This is a genomic window from Bacillus halotolerans, from assembly GCF_004006435.1.
GTDB classification, from domain to species: Bacteria; Bacillota; Bacilli; order Bacillales; family Bacillaceae; genus Bacillus; species Bacillus halotolerans.
In genome coordinates, this window is record NZ_CP029364.1 from 532,825 (window position 1) to 554,618 (window position 21,794).

Here is a 21,794-nt window from a genome sequence, read left to right on the forward strand (position 1 = left end):
GAGTTAAATCGCAGGGAGTTGTTCCGTTTGCTGATGAATTTTTTCAGACGTAAGGCAGTTGTTCTATTAACAGTTGGGGGAATTTCCGCTCCTTTTGTCGGTATGAAGCTGGTGGATTTTTATTATTACAGCTCTATCATAGGCTGTGCTGCCGGCTTCCTTTGCTGCATCCTGGCTCTCATCATTGTGATGAAAAGGCCGGATCAAGAGAAAAAGAAAAGGAAGGTAAAACTTGATCCATAAAAAAACAGCAGCCCATTTGGACCGCTGTTTTTTATTTTAAAAGCCTCAAACCGTTTAGAATCACCAAGATCGTACTTCCTTCATGGCCTATAACGCCAAACGGCAATTCCATCACCTGTAAAAAGTTTGCGCAAATAAGCAGGCAAATGACCGCGAGAGAAAATACGATATTCTGCTTTACAATCCTGTTCATTTTCCGTGATAAACGGCACATTTTTACGAGTTTTTTCAAATCGTTTTGCATGAGCACCATATCAGCAGTTTCAAGGGCCACGTCTGTTCCGCCGCCCATTGCAATGCCGACATCCGCCGCTTTTAGTGCCGGCGCATCGTTGATTCCGTCTCCGACCATTGCAATCGTCCCGAATTCTTCTTTTAATCGTTTCACTTCATTTACTTTTTGGTCAGGCAGACATTCTGCTGCAACTGTTGTCATTCCCGCTTCCTTCGCTATCGCTTGAGCCGTGTCCTCGTGATCTCCCGTCAGCATGGCCGTTTTAATCCCCAGACGGCTCAGTTCATCCATGACTTCTTTTGCTTCAGGTCTGATTTGATCTTTCAAAGCGATACAGCCGGCAATTTGATCGTCCTTTTTCACAAACACTATGGTTTGGCCGTTTTGAATGATATCTGATGCAGATTGTTTCAAAAATTGCGCTGACAATTCTTCCCCAATAAATCCTGCCTTTCCGACTTTCCATTTGGCACCCGCCACTTCAGCCATTACACCAAAGCCTGACGTTTCTTCGATTGATATGTAGCCGGACTTGTTGATGCCGCGGCTTTCAGCGTAGCCGGCAATGGCTTGCGCGAGCGGATGGCTGGACTGCTTCTCAATCGCATAGACAGCTTCAAGCACTTCCGTTTCTTCATACCCTTCCGCCAGTCTGACCGTCTCAACCGCGGGCTGGCCTTTTGTTACAGTCCCCGTTTTGTCAAAAGCGATCATTTGCACAGATCCCAGCTGTTCAAGAAATACACTTCCTTTCACTAGCATGCCGTTGCGGGCGCCATTTGAAATCAAGGACAGCGCTGCCGGCATGATGGACGCGACAAGTGCGCAAGGTGACGCCACCACCATAAATACCATCGCGCGATAAAAGGTTTCACTCCAGCTCCAGCCAAGTGCAAAGTGCGGAACAAACAACAGCAGCCCCACCACGATCAGAACGCCTTTTACATATGCATTTTCAAATCGTTCGATAAAAGCTTGCGCAGGTGACACACTGTTTTGCGCAGATTCCACCAATTTGATAATCTTTCGGAATAAAGAATCTTCGCTTGCTTTTGTGACACGGACGGTCAAGGAGCCGTTTCGATTAACAGTTCCCGTATACACAGCGTCGCCGGTGTTTTTTTCTACGGGCATCGATTCGCCCGTTAACGCTGACTCGTCAAGACTTGTAGAACCAGATTCAATGATTCCGTCAGCTGCCACCCGTTCTCCAGGTTTGATAACAATCGTATCACCAGCCTTTATATCTGCAACCGATACTCTTTTGGTTTCACCGTTTACAATCAGCGTTGCTTCTTCAGGCTCAAGCTTCATTAAAGAAGTTAAATCCCTGCTGCTTTTATTCATCGTGTATGTTTCTAAAGCTCCGCTTAAGGAAAAAATAAAGATTAAAACGGCACCCTCTGCCCAGTACCCAATCAATGCGGAACCCACGGCAGCGAAAATCATTAAAAGCTCAACATTCAGCGTTTTGGATTCGAGCGTTTCTTCGATTCCTTCTTTCGCTTTAGCAAATCCGCCGATGACAAAGGCCAGCAAATATAGCGTTACCGATAACAACTGATGTGAGGAAAGGAGCCAGCCTGCTAAAATAAGAGCACCTGACACAAGGGCTGCGATAAGCTCCGCATGCTGGGACCAGCTTTTTTCTGGCTGTTCTGTCTTTAATGGCTGATGCTGATCATGTTGAAGCATCACTTGTTCATTCATATCGAATTCTCCTCCCTAATTGAGAACGCAAATCATCTTCATTTCTCTTATAAAAAACAAAATCGCCGCCCAGAAGGCAGCTTCATCGTTGGTTATTTCATGATGTCTTTCTTAATTATAGCATGCAGAAAAAGAATTTCAATTATAATTATTTTAATTTCTTTTTGATAATAATTATCATTAACATCTGTTCACCTTTCATTATATGACAAAAAAGCTGAAAGGCTACGCTCTCAGCTTATTCTTTCGTCCATTCTTTCAATTGTTCAGCCGTCATCGGCCCCACTTTTGTTTCTTCAATTTCACCCTTTTCATTCAGCAAAAACGAGGTGGGAATCGTTATAATATGATATTCCTTCATTAAATCCCCTTTTGTGTCGAGAACAATCGGAAAGGTCAGATGGTTTACTTTGATAAAGTCTTTAACGACTTGCTGATTTTGTTCTGAATTCACTAAATTGACCGTTACCAGCTTCACACTGTCAGATCGATGAGCCTCGTAAAATGATTGGAACTGAGGGAGTTCCTTTTTGCAGGGCGGACACCATGAAGTCCAAAAATGCAGGATCGTTTTCTGTCCTTTATTTGGGATGGAGATATCCTCTCCTTCTATCGTTTTCATGAGGAAAACCGCAGGAACAGCAGGCTGTTTATTGGCAGCCTGTGCCGATAGAGGCAGCCATGGAATCATAGCAAATAAGATCAGGCAAATAGCGAGGGGCAAGCGTTTTGTCAACATGGAATCTTCCTTTCATGCTTTTCAAATAGCTTGCCCCGCTAGAGATTTATCATCCTTCAATCCGCGGCGTTCGGTTTCCTCCCGTCAGAAAAACAGATACACGCAGCGCTTTGCAAATCGTTGTATAGTGTAGGCTCGTCAGCAAAATCATACCTGTATTCATCCCAAGGATAATCCCGAGCATTTGCAGGTTTTCCATTGAACCCAGCACATACATCATACTCAGCGCAACGAGATGGCTCCACACGTTGTGATAAAAAGCTTCTTTGACAAAGCCCATCCCGATTAAACATGCCTGCAGGGGCATCACAAATAAATGAAAGAGAAAGTACGGCCACAAAAGCTGCAAATAATACTGCGCTTCAGGAGAGTGAAAAAACAGATGGGTCAGGGGCTCCGCAAACTGAAACATGATCCAGACAGCCGGTATACCGTATCCCAACGTGATAAAGATCGACTGCTTCAGCCTTTTTAATACGATGTCATATTGTGAGAGAGAATAAGCTTCAGAAATACTGGGAATCATGACGACCATTAACGAATGGGCGATAAAAGCAGGAAACGACCCTATTGTCACAGCCACTCCGGCCAGCATGCCGTATTGATCGATGGCAGTTGTCCCTGCAACGCCCGCTGCCAAAAGCGCTCCTTTTACTAAAAAAGGCTCAATGGCGTTGACTACAGCGTGGAAAATGCGCAGTCCGGTTGTCGGAATCGATACGGCAAGCAGTCTTTTTCTAACATCTTTCCCGCGTAAATGGATATGCTGCTGAACCGATACCGCACGTCTTGCCAGGATAAACTGTGAATACAAGTAAACAAGCACGATCACATCGCTCACGACAAGGACAAACAGCGAAATCAGCACAGCCATGTCCAGCTCAAACGAGTACCATTGAAAGAAGATGAACAAGCACAACAGCTGAATGATTTTTTTCAGTACATTAGCGATTGCGATCTTCCCCATTTTTTGCACACCCATAAAGTAGCCTCTGGCAATTGACGTAAAGGCGACAATAGGAATCAAGCCGATGACAATTCCTTTGATAAACGGGTGATATGTATCAAACACCGGAATAAAAGGAAGCGCAATACTGGCGGCGGCGGTGGAAAAGGCCGTGAAAACAGCTGTCATTCTGAAGGCGTGCCTCAGCATGCTTTCATGGAGCTTTGGATTTGATTCAGCGATAAATTTAGAAATTGATATTGGCAGCTCCAAGCTTGCGATGACAATAATTAAAAAGATGGTAGGCAAAATACTCATGTAAAGCCCCATCCCGTGCTCGCCAAGCTCGCGCGCCAAAATCATATTCACGACAAATTCAAGGCATTCGGCGAAAAAGGCGGCAATGGATAAAAGAATAATCCCTTTTACAAATCGATTCATGATGTCTCTCCTTGTCTCTTGTACTACCAACATCATATGAGACAAGTTCAAAAATTATTTTATTTTTACTCTTTCTATAAAAAAAAGCACAGCTGAGACGAATGGTCTCTTCTATGCTTATATGGCAAAGACATGCCTGCCGATTTTTTCAATGATTTTCCTTGAGCGAATCCAGTCATCTGACGCCGTTTTCGGGTTATAAAAGAAAAGGGCTTCTGTTTCTCTGTCCTTAGATGACATCGCTTCTTCAACAGCCTCAATTGATTCTTTGTCTGGCTCTTGATTAATGCTTCCGTTTGCGACAGGTTCAAAGGCATTTTTCTGATAAATAACCCCTCTGATTGTATCGGGAAAGCCCTTCTTATCCGTCCTGTTCAGCACAACGCTTGCAACAGCGACCTTGCCTTCATAGGATTCGCCCTTCGCCTCTGCGTGAACGAGTCGGGAAAGCAATTCTTTTTCAGACTCAGAATAAGTTTCTCTCTTCTCATTCGCTTTCTCTGATTGTTCTTTTTCTTTCTTTTCAGTGTTCGCTGATAGCTTGATCGGCTTTATTTTTTTCTTGTCCTCATCAGCAGACAGTGAAGAGAAAGATGTGTCTGTGTCATGATTTATATGGGTAAGCAGCTTAGCTTCTTCATGTTTTGTCTTCTTTGTGTTCAGTAGTGAAGCTTGTGTATGTTCAATTTTCGAAGCAGGCATGAAACAAAGAAGAAAAACAGCTAGCGCAGTAAATTTTGTCGTCATACAGTTTCCTCCTTAAAGTGCTCAAAAAACACTTCATAACCTTAACAAGAGATCAAATCAATTTCACGGAAAAAGATTTTCCAACTCTCCCAAACAGGTATCAGGATGGAATATACCGGGTGACGCACTGATTAATGGCAAAAAAACAGCGTGATTTTCTATAAATCTTGTCATTTCAAGGCATATTTATCCATTTTTGTAATTTTACATTTTATTTACGTCTGTTACATCATTTGTAATAAAAGGCTGGCGTTCTGTCATATATGATAAAAAGGCTTCTCACTTATGAGAAACCTTTTAGCTTCTTGGCTGTTCTAAATATTGAAACACCACATCTCCGCCTTGCTGGGCAATGCCTCGGAAATGCTTAAAATCGTCCTGTTTCGATAAAACGGCCCTGAAATCAAGAAAGTGTTCTTTTTGGACTCTCAATTCTTTTATTTCACCAGTACGAAGCTGTTCAATCTGTTCTGTTATGTCTTCGGGACGCAATCAAAACTCCCCCTTTTCAATCTTTGAACGAAAATCAATATATCATTTTTCCTGCGCCAGGACAATTCCTTAGGACGATAAAACTCCTTATCGCTTTACTTCTCAATAAAAATACTGTTTAATACTTTCAAAAGGAATTATTATGTTTAAAGGAGAGGAAGCTTGTGAAAATCGCTAAGGTCGGAAACGTCATTGAATTTAAAAACGGATTAACCGGTGTTGTTGAAAAAGTTAATGAGAATTCTGTTATCGTAGATGTTACCATTATGGATAACTATCGGGATCTTGAGCTAGATTCACTGACTGTTGTTAATCATAAAAATTACAAGATCATCAGAGACTCCTATTAAATCCTCCTTCATCCACACGCATTCGCAAAAACTGCAAGACGAACAATTAAACACCTTACATATCAAATTAGCTTTCTCAAAAGCTGCCGGCCGGCAGCTTTTTTACATAAAAAACACCGATTATGAATCGGCGTTCGTGTCTGTTTCCGTTATTTCGATATAAAATTCACTCACGGCTCCCGCTTCGTACAGGTTGGTCAATGACGTTGAATAATTTGTGATTTCACCGCGTAAGGCAAGATTTCGTTCCGGAACTTCGACGTTAAATGTCTTTTCATATAACAGCACAGCGATATCATGATAAGTCTCACTGGTAACGTGTAAGGTAAAGGCAATTTTCCGCTTCGGCTCGCTCTCTTCTTGATATGTTGACATTTCTAACGTGACATCGTTTAAACGCAATGTTTTCACTTTGTATCACTCCTTATCAGTTCATGCATCTTAACATAACGCCGTTAACATTTACAATGAATCTGTTCTGAGCATTATTTTAACCATTTCTTTAAAAAAGACGCCTTTACAAACATACGTTCGATATTTTATAATAAAACAGACGAGCTGCCATCCAGCATCCCGTCTTTTCATTAGAAGGTGACGAGTGGCATTCCCCCCCGGATTCACTCGTCTTTTTTATGTATAAAATCCCCTGCATTCCGCAGGAGAAACTATATTAACGATTATTAACCGCCTCCGCTTATATATTTTTAAACACTCTATTCCAGACTGACGAATCTTCTTGTCCAAGACTCCAGCTGCCAAGACCTTTTAGGTTATATTTTTGAACGAGTTTTATTTTTGCTCTGAGTGACTGTTCATTTTCGAACCATAATGTATATGTTCCTGGAGGTAATAGATCCTTCTTATCGTGTTTGATCGTAAAAACAGCTTTTGGAGACTGACTCTTTATGTCAAAAATAATTGTACCGTTATGCCTTTTTACTAATGAGTTAACAAGGTAAAGTGAAATGGCTTGTGAGTTAGATTGGTTTTGCATCCAGCAACGGCCATAGAAAGGCAATCCTAAAACCAGTTTTTTGGGAGAGATTTTTTGGGCTAGAGCATATTGAATGGACTTTTCCACCCATCCTACACTTGCAGTAGGCCCAGCAAGGCGGCTTTCATCATAGGCCATAACCATTAGATAGTCCGCATGTTTAGCTAAATTCTCATAATCATATAATCCGTGCCAGCCCTTCGTCCAGCCAAAAGGATTTGCTGCCACTGCAACTGATACCTCTTTGTGCCTAGGAATACCTTTTCTTACTAATCTAACGAAATCCGTAAATGCCTGCCGATCTTTCTCTGTAAGGTTTTCTATATCGATATTGACCCCGTCTAGATCCAGTTCTTCTATTGCATTAGAAATTTGTTTAGCCAAAACCACTCGTTTCTTTAACGCAACTCGACCCAAATCCTGATTCCAATGATTGCTTAAAAAAGGAACTACTTTTAATTTTCTTCTATGAAGAGCTTTAATCACATCAGGATTAGCTGAACGGAGAAGTAGTGATCCATTTTTTCTGATATAGAAAAAGTCAGGAGACACGACTTTTAATACTCCGTTCGTTTGATCAACGTGATGAATAATACCATAACCTAATCCAGAATAGAAATAGCTCATTTGAAACATCTCATAACCCCTTCATTCTCAGAGATATCAAGTTTTAACAAATAATTGACCATTTCAATTTGTTTCGTTTCCGAAACCTCATAAATTACCTTTCTCTTATCTTTATCATTTGTCCGGGATAAATTCTATCTGAAGAAAGCTTATTAAGATTCATAAGTTGTTGTGCCGGAATATTAAAGGATTTTGAAATCGTCCATAATGTATCGCCGGATTCCACACAATATACTTCATATGTCACGGGAAATTCCATATAACGAGGCGTTCTTTTCACTTCTGTTTTGGTTTTTTCCCCTTCATTCATATTACTCTCCTTTAGAAAAATTTATTTTTAACATCTCTAGACCGTTTCTTTCTAATCTTAATGATTTGTCCCGCATATATCTGATCTGATTTGAAATGATTTAGCTCCATGATTTGCTGAAGGGAAACTTTATACTTTATGGCGATTTTCGTTAATGTTTCACCGGGAGCAACATGATGGATCACGTAATTTTCTTTGAGAACATCAACATAATGAATGGTTTCCTCTAGGTTTCTTAAGATTCCTCTGCTTTTTAGCACCTCAAGCATTCTCTCAGCTCTATGCCGATAGGAATCATTCTTTACAGCCTTTTTACCGTTTATCCGAATCTTCTTTCTCTCGCTATCATGATTCAAATAGTATTTAACCTTTTCAAATGTTTCTTTTGGGGAAGATGAAACGATGAGATCGCGGCCAGGTTTGAATTTACCTCGAACTGCTGGTGTATCCGATGTCAATAAAACCCCTCCGGAACCAAGAATCTCATAGGTGCGCTGCGTAAGCTGGCTTTCACAGTTTTGCAAACCGAGAATGATTTTTGCTGAACTGTAAACTTTATATGCTTCAGTATAATCAAGGTATCCATGAATCCAATTCCGGGGAATTTCTCTTCCTATATGTTTGCTCATTTTCTCCCAATTTTTCCCCCAAAAATCAATGCGAATACCATTTTGTATGAGAGGACGAATAAGCGTTTTTAAAGAGGACGAGCGGAACACTTCCGGATGTTCTTCAAGAAAATTAGGGTAAGCATTAGCCACCACCGCTATATCACAGCTATATTTGTCCAATGGTTTAATCTGATGATGTATACTTTCGTGATATGCAAAGTCTAAATGAGCCGCTTTTATCCCCATCCTTTCATAAGTTTTACATAGAGAAGGTGTAACGGTGAAAACAAAATCCGGTTTCATCTTTTTAATTAACGGGATAGTAAAGTTTTGAGTGTGCAGCGGGTCTTCAGTTGCCCAATAAACGAGGGGGATCTTCACCTTTTTAGTAGCATTGCGGATCCAGGCTTGCTTTTCCCTTGAATGCTCTGGTGTCCAACCCATAGATACGATTAGATCTGGTTTGAATTCTTCTATCATTTCAGTAACATTTTCCCGACTTACAGGGCCCGAAATCATTACGGTATGGCCTGCTTCACTAAACCCATTCGGTAAACCATAGAGCCACATAGGATGACTCTCTAGAAAAAGAATTTTCACACATGTTCGTCCTCTCTTTCACTTTTTAATGTCTACTTATTGGTATGTATTTGTAATATAACTTGTGACGGTACTAGTCTATACAAAACGTTCAGATATGAGATGACGTAATAGCTTCCTGAAAAATTACATTCTAAGAGAACGAAAAATAATCGTTTCTCTCGTCGACACGAAAAAATATAACAGAAGCTGAAAAATACTTTCGGTATTGCCGGATACGCCATCCATATATAATGAGAAATAAAAATTATAATCATCATTTAATAGCTTGTGCGGATGCCCCACAGAAAAGAAAGCGATCTACAAAATACTTTCCTTTGATTTAGCTAGACTTTCTGCCAAAAAACTTACGTTAATATATTGATTTTTGCATAAAAGAAAAAGACGTACACATTTGTACGTCTTAAATTACCTCTGCAATATCAACTTTTCACTGCATAAAAGTCACACTAGGTCACACTTTTATTGGACTTAGTGTGGGTTCTCATTAGCGATTATCAATCGTCTCCGGATACAAGTCATGATTCATCATACGGTACTCGGCCATTTTCTCATACTTCGTGCCAGGTTTTCCGTAGTTTGTGTACGGATCAATGGAAATTCCGCCTCTTGGCGTGAATTTGCCCCATACTTCAATGTAGCGCGGGTCCATTAATTCAATCAAGTCATTCATGATGATGTTCATGCAGTCTTCGTGGAAGTCTCCATGGTTTCTGAAGCTGAACAAGTACAGTTTTAGTGATTTGCTCTCCACCATTTTTTCATCAGGAATATAGCTGATGTAAATTGTTGCAAAGTCAGGCTGCCCTGTTTTCGGACATAAAGATGTAAATTCAGGGCAGTTGAATTTTACAAAGTAATCACGGTTTACATGTTTATTCGGGAAGGATTCGAGCACGTCCGGCGCATATTCGAATAAATAGTTTGTTCCTTGGTTGCCAAGCAGTGTTACACCTTCTAATTCTGATTCTTTTCTTGTCGTCATATTTATCTTCCTTTCTATTAAACTCCTCGTTTGTTGCCCCATAACAGGGTATGCAGCTGCGGAAGCACTCTGACAAGATTCAGCTCCGCATCGGCAGCTACCTGATCAACGAGCGCTTCATATTTTCCAAGCAAATGTGCAATGAGTGATTTGTCGTCTGCCGTATGCACATCATCATTACCGACTTGCAGATAAAATGGTATCCCCGGGTAGCGTTTGTGTACAGTTTTGGCAAACTCGAGATCTTCATCATTAAAAATGACAACCTTCAAGCTGACAGCATGCTGTCTGTTATTCTCTTTCAGTGATGTCAAAATGTGATCCAGCTTATCAAAGTTCGTCACCATTTTCGAGCTTGGCGGTTTTGGTGAAATCGTCAGATCATCGATCAGTGTAAACCAATCCTGATAGACTGTCCCCTGTGTCTCGAGAGCTGCACGGATATTGTTTTCCTTCAGCAGTTCTATCAAAGCATCCAGCTGTTTTAACAGCGCCGGGTTTCCGCCGGAGATTGTTACGTGGGAAAACGCGTCTCCCCCAATCTCCTTAAGCTCTGAAAAAATCTCCTCGGCTGTCATCCAGCGAATATCTTTTTTAGCAGATCCGTCCCAAGTGAAGGCGGAGTCACACCAGCTGCAGGAGTAATCACAGCCGGCCGTGCGGACAAACATTGTCTTCTGTCCGATCACCATGCCTTCCCCTTGAATCGTCGGGCCGAAAATTTCTAATACAGGAATTCCTTTAGCCATTCAAACCACCCTTTTTCGGACGGTATACACAATAACTGGTCGGTGTTTCACGGACAAACACCTGCACACAGCTTGGTTTATTCTCGAGTGTGTTTAAATAAGCCTGCACTTTGTCATAGATCGTTTTCGCCACGACTTCAGTTGTCGGCAGTGAATACCGGTCGTCCTTAGAAAATTCTTCATGATCATTTAAAAGCGTATGGTCATAGGAGCCGTGAACCAGCTTTTTGAGCACACTGAAATTCACGAGAAAGCCGGAATTGTCAAGCTCATCACCGGCAACGGTAATATTTACGGTATACGTATGCCCGTGAACCCTGCTGCACGCTCCCGCACTTTCACGCGGAATAAAATGAGCAGCAGAAATTTGCATGTCCTTATTCAATTCAAATGAATAAGGATGCTGGACCTGTGGATATATTTGAGATAACAATTTATGCCCGCTCTCCTTTCATCGCCATATATTCTTCATAGCCTCTGGAGCGAAGATGACATGCCGGACATTCGCCGCAGCCATCTGCGATGATGCCGTTATAGCATGTAAGCGTGTTGTTTTTCACAAAATCAAGCGCGCCAAGCTCATCTGCAAGCTTCCACGTTTCCGCCTTATTCAGCCACATGAGCGGTGTATGAATCACAAAAGGCTTCTCCATGGCCAGGTTAACCGTCACATTGCAAGATTTAACGAATTCATCACGGCAGTCAGGATAGCCGCTGAAATCCGTTTCGCAAACGCCCGTGATAATATGGCGGGCGCCAATTTGGTACGCCAGGATAGACGCAAAAGATAAGAATACTAAGTTACGGCCTGGAACAAATGTTGATGGCAGCTCGCCGTCTTTTGCTTCAATTTCTATATCATTTCTCGTCAGGGCATTAGGCGCAAGCTGGTTTAAAAGTGACATATCAAGCAAATGATTTTTCACACCAAGCTTATCCGCAATCCCCTTCGCCACTTCAACTTCCTGCGAATGACGCTGATTATAATGAAAAGTTACAGTTTCCACTTCCTCAAATTCCTTTAACGCCCACAGTAAACATGTGGTACTGTCTTGGCCGCCGCTGAATACGACAATTGCTTTTTCCTTTTTCATGATTCCTCTCCTTCTCCGCTATAAAAATCTCGGCGAGAGACATCGCTACAACTGTTAAATATAAAAAAACACCTTTTTGGAAAGGTGCTCTAGAAAAACATAAAAAAGGCCGTATCCAAGGATACAGCACGTCCTTAGTTTTTTATAGAGGGTGTAGCTAGAACCTCTCCCGCATATCGAACGGATTTTCTTCAATTTTTCACTTCTGCTATCTTACCATAATGTTGTTTTTATTGACAATAAAAAAGATAGCCGAAAAGCCTGTCTCATTTTTTCCGCCTTGATCCTTTTACACAGCGAAAATACCTAATTAAGATCCGTTTCGGCTGGCGCAGGGTCTAACATAAACATTTGCTTCATTATTATATATGTTTCAATATTGTGATTACAAACTGCGCCGGGGGAGCTTTTTACAGACCAAAGCGCCTATGAAAGCCAAGCTCACATAGCCAAACAGTGGGTAAATGGTTGAAATGAGCTTGCCGTAGCCGATTTGACTCGTGATATAAGCCGTAATCATTATTGCGGCAAAAATATATTTACTTTTTATAGGAAGAAAGCTCTTCACTTGTTTTTCCAGCCCATAAAGGTTTCCGATCACCGATGTGAACACTTCGCCGAATATAATCAACAAATAAATCAAATGTACAGATCGCGCGAAGAGGTAAACCACTTGAGCCATCGGAATATCGTACAAAAATACATCCGGGAGCATCGACAAAGACAAAAAACTTGCGGAAAGCACAATTGTCAGCATTGTACCGCCGATGAAAGCGCCTTTTTTTATCACCTGTTCCGAAGACATTTCATTCGCCAGCGGCACCAAAACAGCCTGGGCAAGCGATAAATTCAAGGCTCCGTACGACACTGCTGATAATAGCCAGTCCCATCGATGCGGCCACACCCACTGAGCTGTATTTCGCGTCTCACTGAAAATAAATGAATCGGCCACCACAATCATAGAAAAGATAATCAAAAGCGGTACAACAAACACATTCACACCGAAAATGCCTTTTACTCCTCTTGTCATCACAATCAAACTTAATCCAATTGTGATCAGCATTCCAACCTGAGCGGACATCCCAAGCTGTTCCTCAAAAAGCGCTCCTGCCCCCGACAGCATGACAGATGTGACACCGAGAAGAACGAACAGCATAAAGACATTGATAATCCGTCCGGCAGCCGCCCCGAACAAGTATATATTCATTTCCTGATAGGACTTGGCATTGATTCGCTTTGAAATGATCATCAGCTTTGCGCCTAAAAACGTGAACATCCCGCCGCTTATAATAATACCAAGCAATCCGAACCAGCCGAACTTCAGAAAAAACTCAACAATTTCCCTGCCAGTTGCAAATCCCGCTCCGACGACTGTGCCTACATACACAAAAGCGAGCTGATGTGCAGACCCTTTTGATTGTTCCATTTCTCCCCTCCGAACCAACCGCAGTATTGTCCTTTTAGCCTTTTTATAGCCTATGAGACAAGTTCCTTGAAAAGACGAACAAAACATGTTTTACTGTGTAAACAATTCAAAAATATTTTTGAGCAAAAGCCTTGAAAGTCAAAAAAGGTCAGAGTATACTATTCATCAAAGAAGGTCAAACCAGCCGTCTTTTTATATTATTTCATTGGTCAAAGTTAGTCAAAAACAAGACTGCTTTGAGCAAATGGTTTTGAAAGCCAGAGAATCTGGCGTATACTAATAGTCAAAGAAGGTCAAAGGAATCGGCCTTTTTTCTAAACCAATTGGTCAAAGATGATCAAATTTTATAAGGAGGTTTTGGCAAATGCGTTGTCAACACTGTCATCAAAACGAGGCGACGATTCGCCTTAACATGCAAATAAATTCCGTTCATAAACAAATGGTTTTATGTGAAACTTGCTATCACGAACTGACCCGTAAACCTTCAATGAGCATGGGTCCTCAATCTTTCGGTTTACCGTTTGAACAAGCATTCCAGCCGAAAGAACAAAGCGCAGCTAAGCAAAGCGAGAAAAAAGGATTGCTTGATGAACTGGCGCAAAATATTACAAACGGCGCAAAAGCCGGTCTGATTGATCCCGTCATCGGCCGTGATGAAGAAGTTGCGCGTGTGATCGAGATTCTTAACCGCCGCAACAAAAACAATCCGGTTCTGATTGGAGAGCCTGGTGTAGGGAAAACAGCAATTGCAGAAGGGCTCGCTTTAAAAATCGCTGAAGGCGATGTTCCAAATAAATTGAAAAACAAAGAGCTTTACTTGCTTGATGTCGCATCCCTTGTTGCAAACACCGGCATCAGAGGTCAATTTGAAGAAAGAATGAAACAGCTGATCACTGAGCTGAAAGAGCGCAAAAATGTCATTCTTTTCATTGATGAAATTCACCTTCTCGTTGGGGCAGGCTCTGCAGAAGGCTCAATGGATGCAGGTAACATTCTCAAACCCGCTCTTGCCAGAGGCGAGCTGCAGGTTATCGGAGCGACAACACTGAAAGAATACCGCCAAATTGAAAAAGATGCTGCGCTGGAAAGACGTTTTCAGCCTGTCATGGTGCAGGAGCCTACAATTGAACAAGCGATCAGCATTCTGCAAGGAATTAAAGACAAATACGAAGCATACCATGGCGTGACATTCAGCGATGAAGCACTGAAAGCCTGTGTCACTTTATCATCACGCTACATTCAGGACAGACATCTGCCGGACAAAGCGATTGATTTATTAGACGAAGCTGGATCTAAAGCCAACCTGTTAATTGATGATTTGAATGATGAAGATGCAGCTGAACGGCTGACTGCAATTGAAGCAGAAAAAACAAAAGCGCTGGAAGAAGAGAATTACGAATTGGCAGCAAAACTCCGTGATGAAGAAATCGCACTGGAGAAAAAACTGAACAGCTCTTCTTCACATTCCGCCGTCACAGTGGAAGCTGAGCACATTCAGGATATCGTAGAACAAAAAACAGGCATTCCTGTGGGAAAACTGCAGGCAGATGAGCAAACAAAAATGAAAGAGCTTGAAGTAAAGCTTCACGAACGCGTCATCGGACAAGAAGCGGCTGTTCAAAAAGTGGCAAAAGCGGTCAGACGCAGCCGCGCCGGCTTAAAATCAAAAAACAGACCAGTCGGCTCCTTCCTCTTTGTCGGACCAACCGGCGTAGGGAAAACAGAGCTTTCTAAAACCCTGGCGGATGAATTATTCGGTACGAAAGATGCCATTATCCGTCTCGATATGAGTGAATACATGGAGAAACATGCCGTATCGAAAATTATTGGTTCACCGCCTGGATACGTCGGTCATGAGGAAGCCGGACAATTAACGGAAAAAGTGCGCCGCAATCCATACAGCATCGTGCTGCTTGATGAGATTGAAAAAGCGCACCCAGATGTTCAGCATATGTTCCTGCAAATTATGGAGGACGGCCGCTTAACGGACAGCCAAGGCAGAACCGTAAGCTTTAAAGACACCGTCATCATTATGACAAGCAATGCAGGCACTGGTGAAAAACAAACGAAAGTCGGTTTCCAATCAGAAGACAGCGTGATTGAAGAACAAACATTAATTGATTCACTCAGCATGTTCTTTAAACCTGAGTTTCTCAACCGATTTGACAGCATCATCGAATTCCGTTCCCTTGAAAAAGAGCATCTGGTCAAAATCGTCAGCCTTCTTCTTGGAGAATTGGAAGAAACATTGGCAGAACGAGGCATCAGCTTGAGTGTTTCAGATGAAGCGAAAGAAAAAATCGCTGAGCTGGGTTACCATCCTTCATTCGGTGCGCGCCCGCTCAGAAGAACGATCCAGGAATGGGTTGAGGACGAAATGACTGATCTGCTGCTTGACAATAACGAGATTGCAAGTTTTCACGTCACAGTAGAAAATGATAACATCAAAGTTCAGGCAAAATAAAAATCAGTGGCTTCCTTTTCAGGGAAGCCGCTTTTTATGTGAAATCCTTCTCTCGTCCGAGAACATGTCATTCCATCCCCTGAAGCGCTCATCTCCTTCTTTCTTTACACTTTTCATAAAGAGGGATGGAACATGATGAATATTTATTTCTATTGTTATACGAAAGCACTTTAGAGAATCAGATACGCACGTCAAAACCCGCGGCCTTTCCCCTGCTGAAAAGCCTGCGTTTGTTTATTTCTCCCTTCTATGTATCTTCCTTGAATATTTCATGAACAATTTCACAATGTCCCTAAAGTTCCAGACACTGATACCGATATTAACCATAGACAAGCTAGTAAAAAAGGATTTGGTGAAAATTATGGATAAAACTTCGATTATCGGTATTATTCTTGCTTTTGTTGCATTGAGTGTGGGAATGGTTCTGAAAGGCGTCAGTTTCGCTGCTCTTGCAAATCCCGCTGCCATTTTAATTATCATCGCCGGAACGATATCAGCGGTAGTCATTGCGTTCCCAACGAAAGAAATCAAAAAAGTGCCTGTGCTGTTCCGTGTGCTATTTAAAGAAAACAAACAGCTGACAATAGAAGAACTCATTCCTATGTTCTCTGAATGGGCTCAGCTTGCACGCCGTGAAGGCCTGCTGGCTTTGGAAGCAAGTATTGAAAATGTAGATGACGCGTTTCTGAAAAACGGTCTCAGCATGGCTGTTGACGGGCAAAGCGCAGAATTTATCAGAGATATCATGACTGAAGAAGTTGAAGCGATGGAGGAAAGACACCAGGCCGGAGCCGCTATTTTTACACAGGCGGGAACTTACGCGCCGACACTTGGGGTGCTCGGTGCTGTTATCGGACTGATCGCCGCACTTTCTCATATGGACAATACAGATGAGCTTGGTCACGCCATCAGTGCAGCCTTTGTAGCCACCCTTCTCGGTATCTTTACGGGATATGTATTATGGCATCCTTTTGCAAACAAATTAAAACGCAAGTCAAAACAGGAAGTCAAGCTCCGTGAAATTATGATTGAAGGCGTCCTGTCCGTTTTAGAAGGACAGGCACCGAAAGTGATCGAGCAGAAACTTTTAATGTACCTTCCTGCGAAGGACCGTTTGAAATTTGCAGAACGAGAAGGAGAGGCGCAAAATGGCGAGAAAAAAGAAGAAGAAGCATGAGGACGAGCACGTTGATGAATCATGGCTGGTTCCTTACGCCGATATCCTTACCCTTCTCCTAGCATTGTTTATTGTGCTGTACGCGAGCAGCTCGATTGACGCAGCTAAATTTCAAATGCTTTCAAAATCATTTAATGAAGTCTTTACAGGCGGGACCGGCGTATTGGATTATTCCAGCGTCACCCCTCCTAAAAATGAGTCAGACGGAATCGACGAAGTGGAAAAGGAAAAAGAAGAGAAAAAGGAAAACAAGAAAGAAAAGGAAAAAGCAGCTGATCAAGAAGAACTTAAAAATGTGCAGAGCCAGGTGGAAAAGTTCATTAAAAATAAAAAGCTGGAGCATCAGCTGGAAACAAAGATGACTAAGGAAGGCCTGCTGATCACGATTAAAGACAGCATCTTCTTTGATTCAGGAAAAGCGACCATCCGCCAGGAAGACATTCCGCTTGCAAAAGAGATTTCAAACCTTCTTGTGATTAATCCGCCAAGAAACATCATTATCAGCGGACATACAGACAATATGCCGATTAGAAATTCAGAATTTCAGTCAAACTGGCATTTAAGTGTGATGAGAGCCGTAAACTTCATGGGGCTTCTGATTGAGAACCCTAAGCTTGATGCCAAAGTGTTCAGTGCCAAAGGCTATGGTGAGTATAAACCGGTGGCCTCCAACAAAACTGCGGAAGGCCGAAGCAAAAACAGGCGGGTTGAGGTTCTCATCTTGCCAAGAGGCGCAGCGGAAACAAATGAAAAATAGTAAAAAAGGAAGCCTGATCTATCACAAGGCTTCCTTTTTTTACTTATTATGAAACTGTTTTGCGTTTAATCCTACTCTTTTTAACATTTCAGTGCACATTTCAACTTCTTCTTCGCTTAATACGCTGATCATTTCATCAATTTCAGCTGCATGATCAGGGAAAATATCATCCAAAAGACCGATGCCTTTTTCGGTAATTTGTGCAAATGTTACTCGTCTGTCTGTAGGCGACGCTTTCCGAATAAGGAGCTCTTTTTGCTCAAGCTTATCTACGACGTAGGTGATGCTCCCGCTGGCCAAGAGAATTTTATCCCCTATCTGCTGCAGCGGCTGATCACCTTTATGATATAACAGCTCCAGCACAGCAAATTCAGTAGGATTCAGTCCATGCTTATGAATATGCTTATTCATATGATCATTAATAGACCTATACGCGCGTGACAGCACGATAAATAACTTCAGTGATTTTTCTGTCATATCTCAATCATCCTTTTAGAAACCGTTACAGAGAAACATTAATAAACAAATACCGAAATGTCAATAAAAATCTTTCCAATATTTCTCTTCTTTTTTATTATTCATGTGAACAACATATTTTTCTTAATTATTTTGGTTATTTTTTCTTATTAAACAAGAAGAAACAATGATATAATACCTCTAATCAGGTGTATGTTGGAGCGATGCAAATTGAAAATACTAAAAGGCGCCTGCGGGAGAATTAAGCTTTATATTGCACTAGTAGTGATTCCGGCACTCGTCATAAGCTTTTTCGTCTATGAAAAAGAAAAAGAAACAATAGCTGCAGAACATAAGCAAGAAGCCAGTGTTATGCTGAACCTTCACCGCAACAAAATAAATTATTTAATCGGGGAAACAAAAGCGAGAATGACGTCCTTGTCTATCGCTATCGACAGACCGATAGATATGAATAAAATGAAAACTGTTTTGGAAAAAACGTTTGATTCCGAACCAAGGTTTTCCGGTCTTTATTTTCTCAATGCTAAAGGAGATGTCACTGCCAGCGCAACAGAATTAAAAACTAAAGTCAATCTGGCCGACAGATCCTTTTTTACAAAAGCGAAAAAAACAAAAAAGACTGTCATTACAGACAGCTATTCAAGCAGGATCACAGGCCAGCCGATTTTTACAATTTGTGTTCCCGTGCTGGATGAAAAGAAAAATGTCACAGATTATCTTGTGGCAGCTATACAAATTGACTATCTGCAAAACCTGATTAACTTGCTGAGCCCTGATGTCTATATTGAGGTTGTGAACGAAAATAACAAAATGATTTTCTCAAGCGGACAGGCTTCTCACGCAAGAGATCAAAAACCTGTCAGCGGTTATCTTGATGATATCAGCTGGAATATGAAAGTATATCCGAATCCTGTCACAATAGAGGAGCTGAGTAAAAGCCTTGTGCTTCCTCTTTCCTGTATTATAGTCTTGCTGAATATTCTTTTTATTCTAGTACTTTATTATTTGCTGAAGCGGCGGACCCAGCTGGAGCGCACGGAAAATGAGCAGCAAAAATTAGAGCTGATCGGAACGCTTGCTGCCAGCACGGCTCACGAAATCCGCAATCCGCTCACCGGCATAAGCGGTTTTATTCAGCTGCTGCAAAAGAAATATAAAGGTGAAGAAGACCAGCTGTATTTTTCAATTATCGACCAGGAGATTAAACGTATCAATCAAATTGTGAGTGAGTTTTTAGTTCTCGGAAAACCGACAGCTGAGAAATGGGAGCTTAACTCGCTTCAGGATATTATCGGAGAAATTATGCCGATCATCTATTCTGAAGGAAATTTATATAATGTGGAGGTAGAGTTAACATTTTTAACTGATAAACCTCTAAAAGTAAAATGTACAAAAGATCATATTAAACAAGTCATTTTGAATGTTGCGAAAAATGGCCTTGAGTCTATGCCGGAAGGCGGCAAACTCACAATTTCCTTAGGAGCAGTTGATAAAAAGGCCATTATAAAAGTGATGGATAACGGTGAAGGGATATCACAGGAAATGCTGGATCATATCTTTCTTCCATTTGTCACTTCTAAAGAAAAAGGAACCGGCCTCGGGTTAGTCGTATGTAAACGGATCGTGCTGATGTACGGAGGTTCCATTCATATAGAAAGTGAAGTACGAAGAGGAACCGAGGTTACCATTACCCTCCCCGTCTCCTCTTCCTAGCCCCCTGACAGTCTCAGGAGGGCTTATTTATTTTCGTGAACGGGTATTTTCATTCTCCTTGCTTACAGCTCCTCCTGAAAAGAAGAATCGAATCAAACGCAAAAGCATTTTCAAAAGCAAAAAGATGAAAAAGAACACCAAAAAGCCTTTTAACCCTTCCGTCGCATCTAAAAACTCCATATTTCCCCGTCCGGTCACTTTTTGCTGAATCTCAATTGCAAATACGATAACAATGATGATCGTTACGGTATAGATAAAGGACAAAGCCGTCAAGCTCCATTTAGAAAGCCATGTAAATACAGCGTGAGTGACAGCGAAAAAGAAGATGCCAAATATTCCAATCACCCAAAAATGCATTTCTTTGTCGGTTAATTGAATGCCAAGCATCCCGCATATCGAAATAAAAGCATCATGAAATTGGTTTATCATTTCAGTAATGACTACCGCCAGTTCTTTCATCAGTTCCCTCTTTCGTATGAAATTTTCCCAGAAAAAAAGAGCGCTTCTGAAAAGCTCTCTCTTTATATATGCATCAGATAGCGCCGCTATTTATGTGCATCATATGCAGGCATGACGTCTCTTCGGGGCCACAAGCCTAATTTCTTCACAAGGCCTTGAATTCCTTTGGAATGTTCGTTTTCTTGCATGAGCTGGTGGTATTCGTTCATTAAAGAATCCAGCTCCTGACTGTGCCTGATTGTGTCATGCCCTGTAAATCCCTGCTTACTAGCGGCGTCTATCATTAACTTTCTTTTTTCATCAATAGACACCAGCAATCTTTCTTGTTCAGAAGAACAGCCCATTCAATTCACCCCTCGCCGCTAAGAAATAGGAAACAAGTTTGATTGGGTTATTGTGCATTATTACAGATTATACTTTATTTGTAAACATATTTTTATTAAATAACTTAATTTTTCATTTATAATAGATATATTGATAGGATTAGAAGAACAATACCCAGACGAAGACCATCTTAAACACACCGGCAGGCAGGAGGAATGCTAAATGAAGAAAAAAAAAGCGATAATGCTCGGTGCGGCAGGCGGAAAAGCTATTCTGAAAAGGAAAACCCGCAAAAAATTAATCAATCATATCACGATCTTTTGTCAAATGCTTCGCGATTGGCGAAACGGTGACTATCCCCGTTCACAGATTAAAACACTGTTGCTTCTGACAGCTGCTATCTTTTATATCATCATGCCGATTGATATGATTCCGGACATCGTGCTCGGTTTAGGAATTCTTGACGATGCTGCCGTTCTCGGTTTGATTTGGACGCTGGTCAAAAAAGAAATGTCCCAATACGAAGAATGGCGTTTACGATAAGCAAAAAAAGCCCCGCCTTTATGGACGGGGCTTTTTCTTCTTATTGGTTCACGCTGTCTTTTTCATAAATCGGAACCCAGCCTTCAGATGTTACAAAGATCCGCACCGCCACAACTTTTCGATCCTCTTGAAGCGTGAAATAATGGCGGATATTTTCAGGTACCGAGATTAAATCTCCAGGGTTTAAACGGACATCAAAAAATGTGCCGTCCTTGTCTTGAATGACGAAAATTCCGTGTCCGCTTACAATAAAACGGACTTCATCGTCTGTATGGTGATGTTCTCTTTTAAAGTTTTCAAGCAGTTCATCCAGTTTCGGATTTGCGTCAGACAAAGAAATAACATCTTGGGCTTTGTAGCCGCGGCGGGCTGAGATATCTTTAATTTCAGCGTCGAAGGTGTCAAGAATTTGCTGTTTTTCTTCTTCAGACAGGTCATATTTTTCTGAAAGCTGTTCAGGGAGCTTGGCGATATCCCATTGCTCATAGATCACCTCTTGGCTGTCCAGAAAGCTTGCCACTTCCTCTTGATTTTCAATCGTTGTATTTGCCTCATCATGAATTCGAATTGTTGCCATTTGC

General features: G+C 41.6%; 25 protein-coding genes and 1 riboswitch. Of the genes, 7 read left to right on the forward strand and 18 right to left on the reverse strand.

All coding sequences use genetic code 11. The annotated features are described in order from the left end of the window. Nucleotides 1-27 precede the first annotated feature (27 nt). Nucleotides 28-243, forward strand: a complete 216-nt coding sequence (locus DIC78_RS02475; protein ID WP_106020389.1) for a hypothetical protein — start codon at nt 28-30, stop codon at nt 241-243. A gap of 31 nt (nt 244-274) precedes the next feature. Here the strand turns inward: DIC78_RS02475 and DIC78_RS02480 are convergent, their stop codons facing one another. The 5 genes from DIC78_RS02480 to DIC78_RS02500 form a co-directional block, all read right to left on the reverse strand. Next, nucleotides 275-2,188, reverse strand: a complete 1,914-nt coding sequence (locus DIC78_RS02480) for a heavy metal translocating P-type ATPase (protein WP_106020390.1) — start codon at nt 2,186-2,188, stop codon at nt 275-277. A 238-nt stretch (nt 2,189-2,426) separates the two neighbouring features. Then, nucleotides 2,427-2,927 (reverse strand): endospore biogenesis thiol-disulfide oxidoreductase StoA, encoded by a 501-nt coding sequence (stoA, locus tag DIC78_RS02485; RefSeq protein ID WP_106020391.1) that lies wholly within the window; start codon nt 2,925-2,927, stop codon nt 2,427-2,429. Between the two features lie 49 nt (nt 2,928-2,976). Beyond that, nucleotides 2,977-4,314, reverse strand: a complete 1,338-nt coding sequence (ykvU, locus tag DIC78_RS02490; protein WP_024121188.1) for a sporulation protein YkvU — start codon at nt 4,312-4,314, stop codon at nt 2,977-2,979. A gap of 117 nt (nt 4,315-4,431) precedes the next feature. Then, the gene (locus tag DIC78_RS02495; RefSeq protein WP_095713425.1) at nt 4,432-5,061 is read right to left on the reverse strand and encodes a cell wall hydrolase; all 630 of its coding nucleotides are present in this window, start codon (nt 5,059-5,061) and stop codon (nt 4,432-4,434) included. Nucleotides 5,062-5,358: 297 nt separating this feature from the next. Further along, the gene (locus DIC78_RS02500; RefSeq protein WP_010334023.1) at nt 5,359-5,553 is read right to left on the reverse strand and encodes a hypothetical protein; all 195 of its coding nucleotides are present in this window, start codon (nt 5,551-5,553) and stop codon (nt 5,359-5,361) included. 164 nt (nt 5,554-5,717) lie between these two features. Here DIC78_RS02500 and DIC78_RS02505 point away from each other — a divergent pair, with 164 nt between their 5' ends. Continuing rightward, nucleotides 5,718-5,903: a YkvS family protein gene (locus DIC78_RS02505; protein WP_003232446.1), complete on the forward strand. Its 186-nt coding sequence runs from the start codon at nt 5,718-5,720 to the stop codon at nt 5,901-5,903. A 120-nt stretch (nt 5,904-6,023) separates the two neighbouring features. Here DIC78_RS02505 and DIC78_RS02510 read toward each other — a convergent pair whose 3' ends face one another. The 9 genes from DIC78_RS02510 to DIC78_RS02555 form a co-directional block, all read right to left on the reverse strand. Beyond that, entirely contained in the window at nt 6,024-6,314 is a 291-nt protein-coding gene (locus tag DIC78_RS02510; RefSeq protein ID WP_127695351.1) for a DUF3219 family protein, read from the reverse strand. Nucleotides 6,315-6,597: 283 nt separating this feature from the next. Continuing rightward, nucleotides 6,598-7,533 (reverse strand): glycosyl hydrolase family 18 protein, encoded by a 936-nt coding sequence (locus tag DIC78_RS02520; RefSeq protein ID WP_106020392.1) that lies wholly within the window; start codon nt 7,531-7,533, stop codon nt 6,598-6,600. An 85-nt stretch (nt 7,534-7,618) separates the two neighbouring features. Then, on the reverse strand, nt 7,619-7,834 hold the full coding sequence (locus tag DIC78_RS02525; protein ID WP_106020393.1) for a LysM peptidoglycan-binding domain-containing protein: 216 nt from the start codon (nt 7,832-7,834) through the stop codon (nt 7,619-7,621). Nucleotides 7,835-7,845: 11 nt separating this feature from the next. Next, nucleotides 7,846-9,045 carry a DUF3880 domain-containing protein gene (locus DIC78_RS02530; RefSeq protein WP_105955534.1) on the reverse strand — a complete coding sequence of 400 codons (1,200 nt, stop codon included), beginning with the start codon at nt 9,043-9,045 and terminating at the stop codon, nt 7,846-7,848. 487 nt (nt 9,046-9,532) lie between these two features. Beyond that, complete coding sequence (queF, locus tag DIC78_RS02535; RefSeq protein WP_003218613.1) at nt 9,533-10,030, reverse strand: preQ(1) synthase; 498 nt, start codon at nt 10,028-10,030, stop codon at nt 9,533-9,535. A gap of 17 nt (nt 10,031-10,047) precedes the next feature. After that, nucleotides 10,048-10,779 carry a 7-carboxy-7-deazaguanine synthase QueE gene (queE, locus tag DIC78_RS02540; RefSeq protein WP_024121182.1) on the reverse strand — a complete coding sequence of 244 codons (732 nt, stop codon included), beginning with the start codon at nt 10,777-10,779 and terminating at the stop codon, nt 10,048-10,050. Continuing rightward, nucleotides 10,772-11,212, reverse strand: a complete 441-nt coding sequence (queD, locus tag DIC78_RS02545; RefSeq protein WP_024121181.1) for a 6-carboxytetrahydropterin synthase QueD — start codon at nt 11,210-11,212, stop codon at nt 10,772-10,774. The genes queE and queD overlap by 8 nt, the downstream gene beginning before the upstream one ends. Nucleotide 11,213: 1 nt before the next feature. Then, on the reverse strand, nt 11,214-11,873 hold the full coding sequence (gene queC, locus DIC78_RS02550; protein ID WP_024121180.1) for a 7-cyano-7-deazaguanine synthase QueC: 660 nt from the start codon (nt 11,871-11,873) through the stop codon (nt 11,214-11,216). A gap of 128 nt (nt 11,874-12,001) precedes the next feature. Next, a riboswitch (PreQ1 riboswitch) is annotated at nt 12,002-12,046 on the reverse strand. Nucleotides 12,047-12,258: 212 nt separating this feature from the next. Beyond that, nucleotides 12,259-13,299, reverse strand: coding sequence for a YkvI family membrane protein (locus tag DIC78_RS02555; RefSeq protein WP_101860648.1), 1,041 nt, complete (start codon nt 13,297-13,299; stop codon nt 12,259-12,261). A 364-nt stretch (nt 13,300-13,663) separates the two neighbouring features. Here DIC78_RS02555 and clpE point away from each other — a divergent pair, with 364 nt between their 5' ends. The 3 genes from clpE to motB all read left to right on the forward strand — a co-directional run bounded on the left by clpE (nt 13,664) and on the right by motB (nt 17,697). Continuing rightward, the gene (gene clpE, locus DIC78_RS02560; protein WP_127695353.1) at nt 13,664-15,763 is read left to right on the forward strand and encodes an ATP-dependent protease ATP-binding subunit ClpE; all 2,100 of its coding nucleotides are present in this window, start codon (nt 13,664-13,666) and stop codon (nt 15,761-15,763) included. Between the two features lie 361 nt (nt 15,764-16,124). Next, nucleotides 16,125-16,940 carry a flagellar motor stator protein MotA gene (gene motA, locus DIC78_RS02565; protein ID WP_024121174.1) on the forward strand — a complete coding sequence of 272 codons (816 nt, stop codon included), beginning with the start codon at nt 16,125-16,127 and terminating at the stop codon, nt 16,938-16,940. Further along, on the forward strand, nt 16,912-17,697 hold the full coding sequence (gene motB / locus DIC78_RS02570) for a flagellar motor protein MotB (RefSeq protein WP_024121173.1): 786 nt from the start codon (nt 16,912-16,914) through the stop codon (nt 17,695-17,697). Before motA ends, motB begins: the two co-directional genes overlap by 29 nt. Nucleotides 17,698-17,736: 39 nt before the next feature. On the opposite strand, the gene mhqR is transcribed toward motB, so the two are convergent. Then, entirely contained in the window at nt 17,737-18,174 is a 438-nt protein-coding gene (mhqR, locus tag DIC78_RS02575; protein ID WP_106020399.1) for a MarR family transcriptional regulator MhqR, read from the reverse strand. Nucleotides 18,175-18,366: 192 nt separating this feature from the next. Here mhqR and DIC78_RS02585 point away from each other — a divergent pair, with 192 nt between their 5' ends. Next, nucleotides 18,367-19,887 (forward strand): sporulation kinase KinD, encoded by a 1,521-nt coding sequence (locus DIC78_RS02585; RefSeq protein WP_081638293.1) that lies wholly within the window; start codon nt 18,367-18,369, stop codon nt 19,885-19,887. A gap of 27 nt (nt 19,888-19,914) precedes the next feature. On the opposite strand, the gene DIC78_RS02590 is transcribed toward DIC78_RS02585, so the two are convergent. Together DIC78_RS02590 and spo0E are read right to left on the reverse strand one after the other, a co-directional pair. Continuing rightward, nucleotides 19,915-20,346 carry a hypothetical protein gene (locus DIC78_RS02590; RefSeq protein ID WP_024121170.1) on the reverse strand — a complete coding sequence of 144 codons (432 nt, stop codon included), beginning with the start codon at nt 20,344-20,346 and terminating at the stop codon, nt 19,915-19,917. A gap of 86 nt (nt 20,347-20,432) precedes the next feature. Then, nucleotides 20,433-20,690, reverse strand: a complete 258-nt coding sequence (gene spo0E / locus DIC78_RS02595) for an aspartyl-phosphate phosphatase Spo0E (RefSeq protein ID WP_024121169.1) — start codon at nt 20,688-20,690, stop codon at nt 20,433-20,435. 202 nt (nt 20,691-20,892) lie between these two features. Between spo0E and DIC78_RS02600 the strand changes: the two genes are divergently transcribed. Then, on the forward strand, nt 20,893-21,213 hold the full coding sequence (locus tag DIC78_RS02600) for a YkvA family protein (RefSeq protein ID WP_127695355.1): 321 nt from the start codon (nt 20,893-20,895) through the stop codon (nt 21,211-21,213). 40 nt (nt 21,214-21,253) lie between these two features. Here DIC78_RS02600 and DIC78_RS02605 read toward each other — a convergent pair whose 3' ends face one another. After that, complete coding sequence (locus DIC78_RS02605) at nt 21,254-21,790, reverse strand: 1,2-dihydroxy-3-keto-5-methylthiopentene dioxygenase (protein WP_127695358.1); 537 nt, start codon at nt 21,788-21,790, stop codon at nt 21,254-21,256. Nucleotides 21,791-21,794 lie beyond the last annotated feature (4 nt).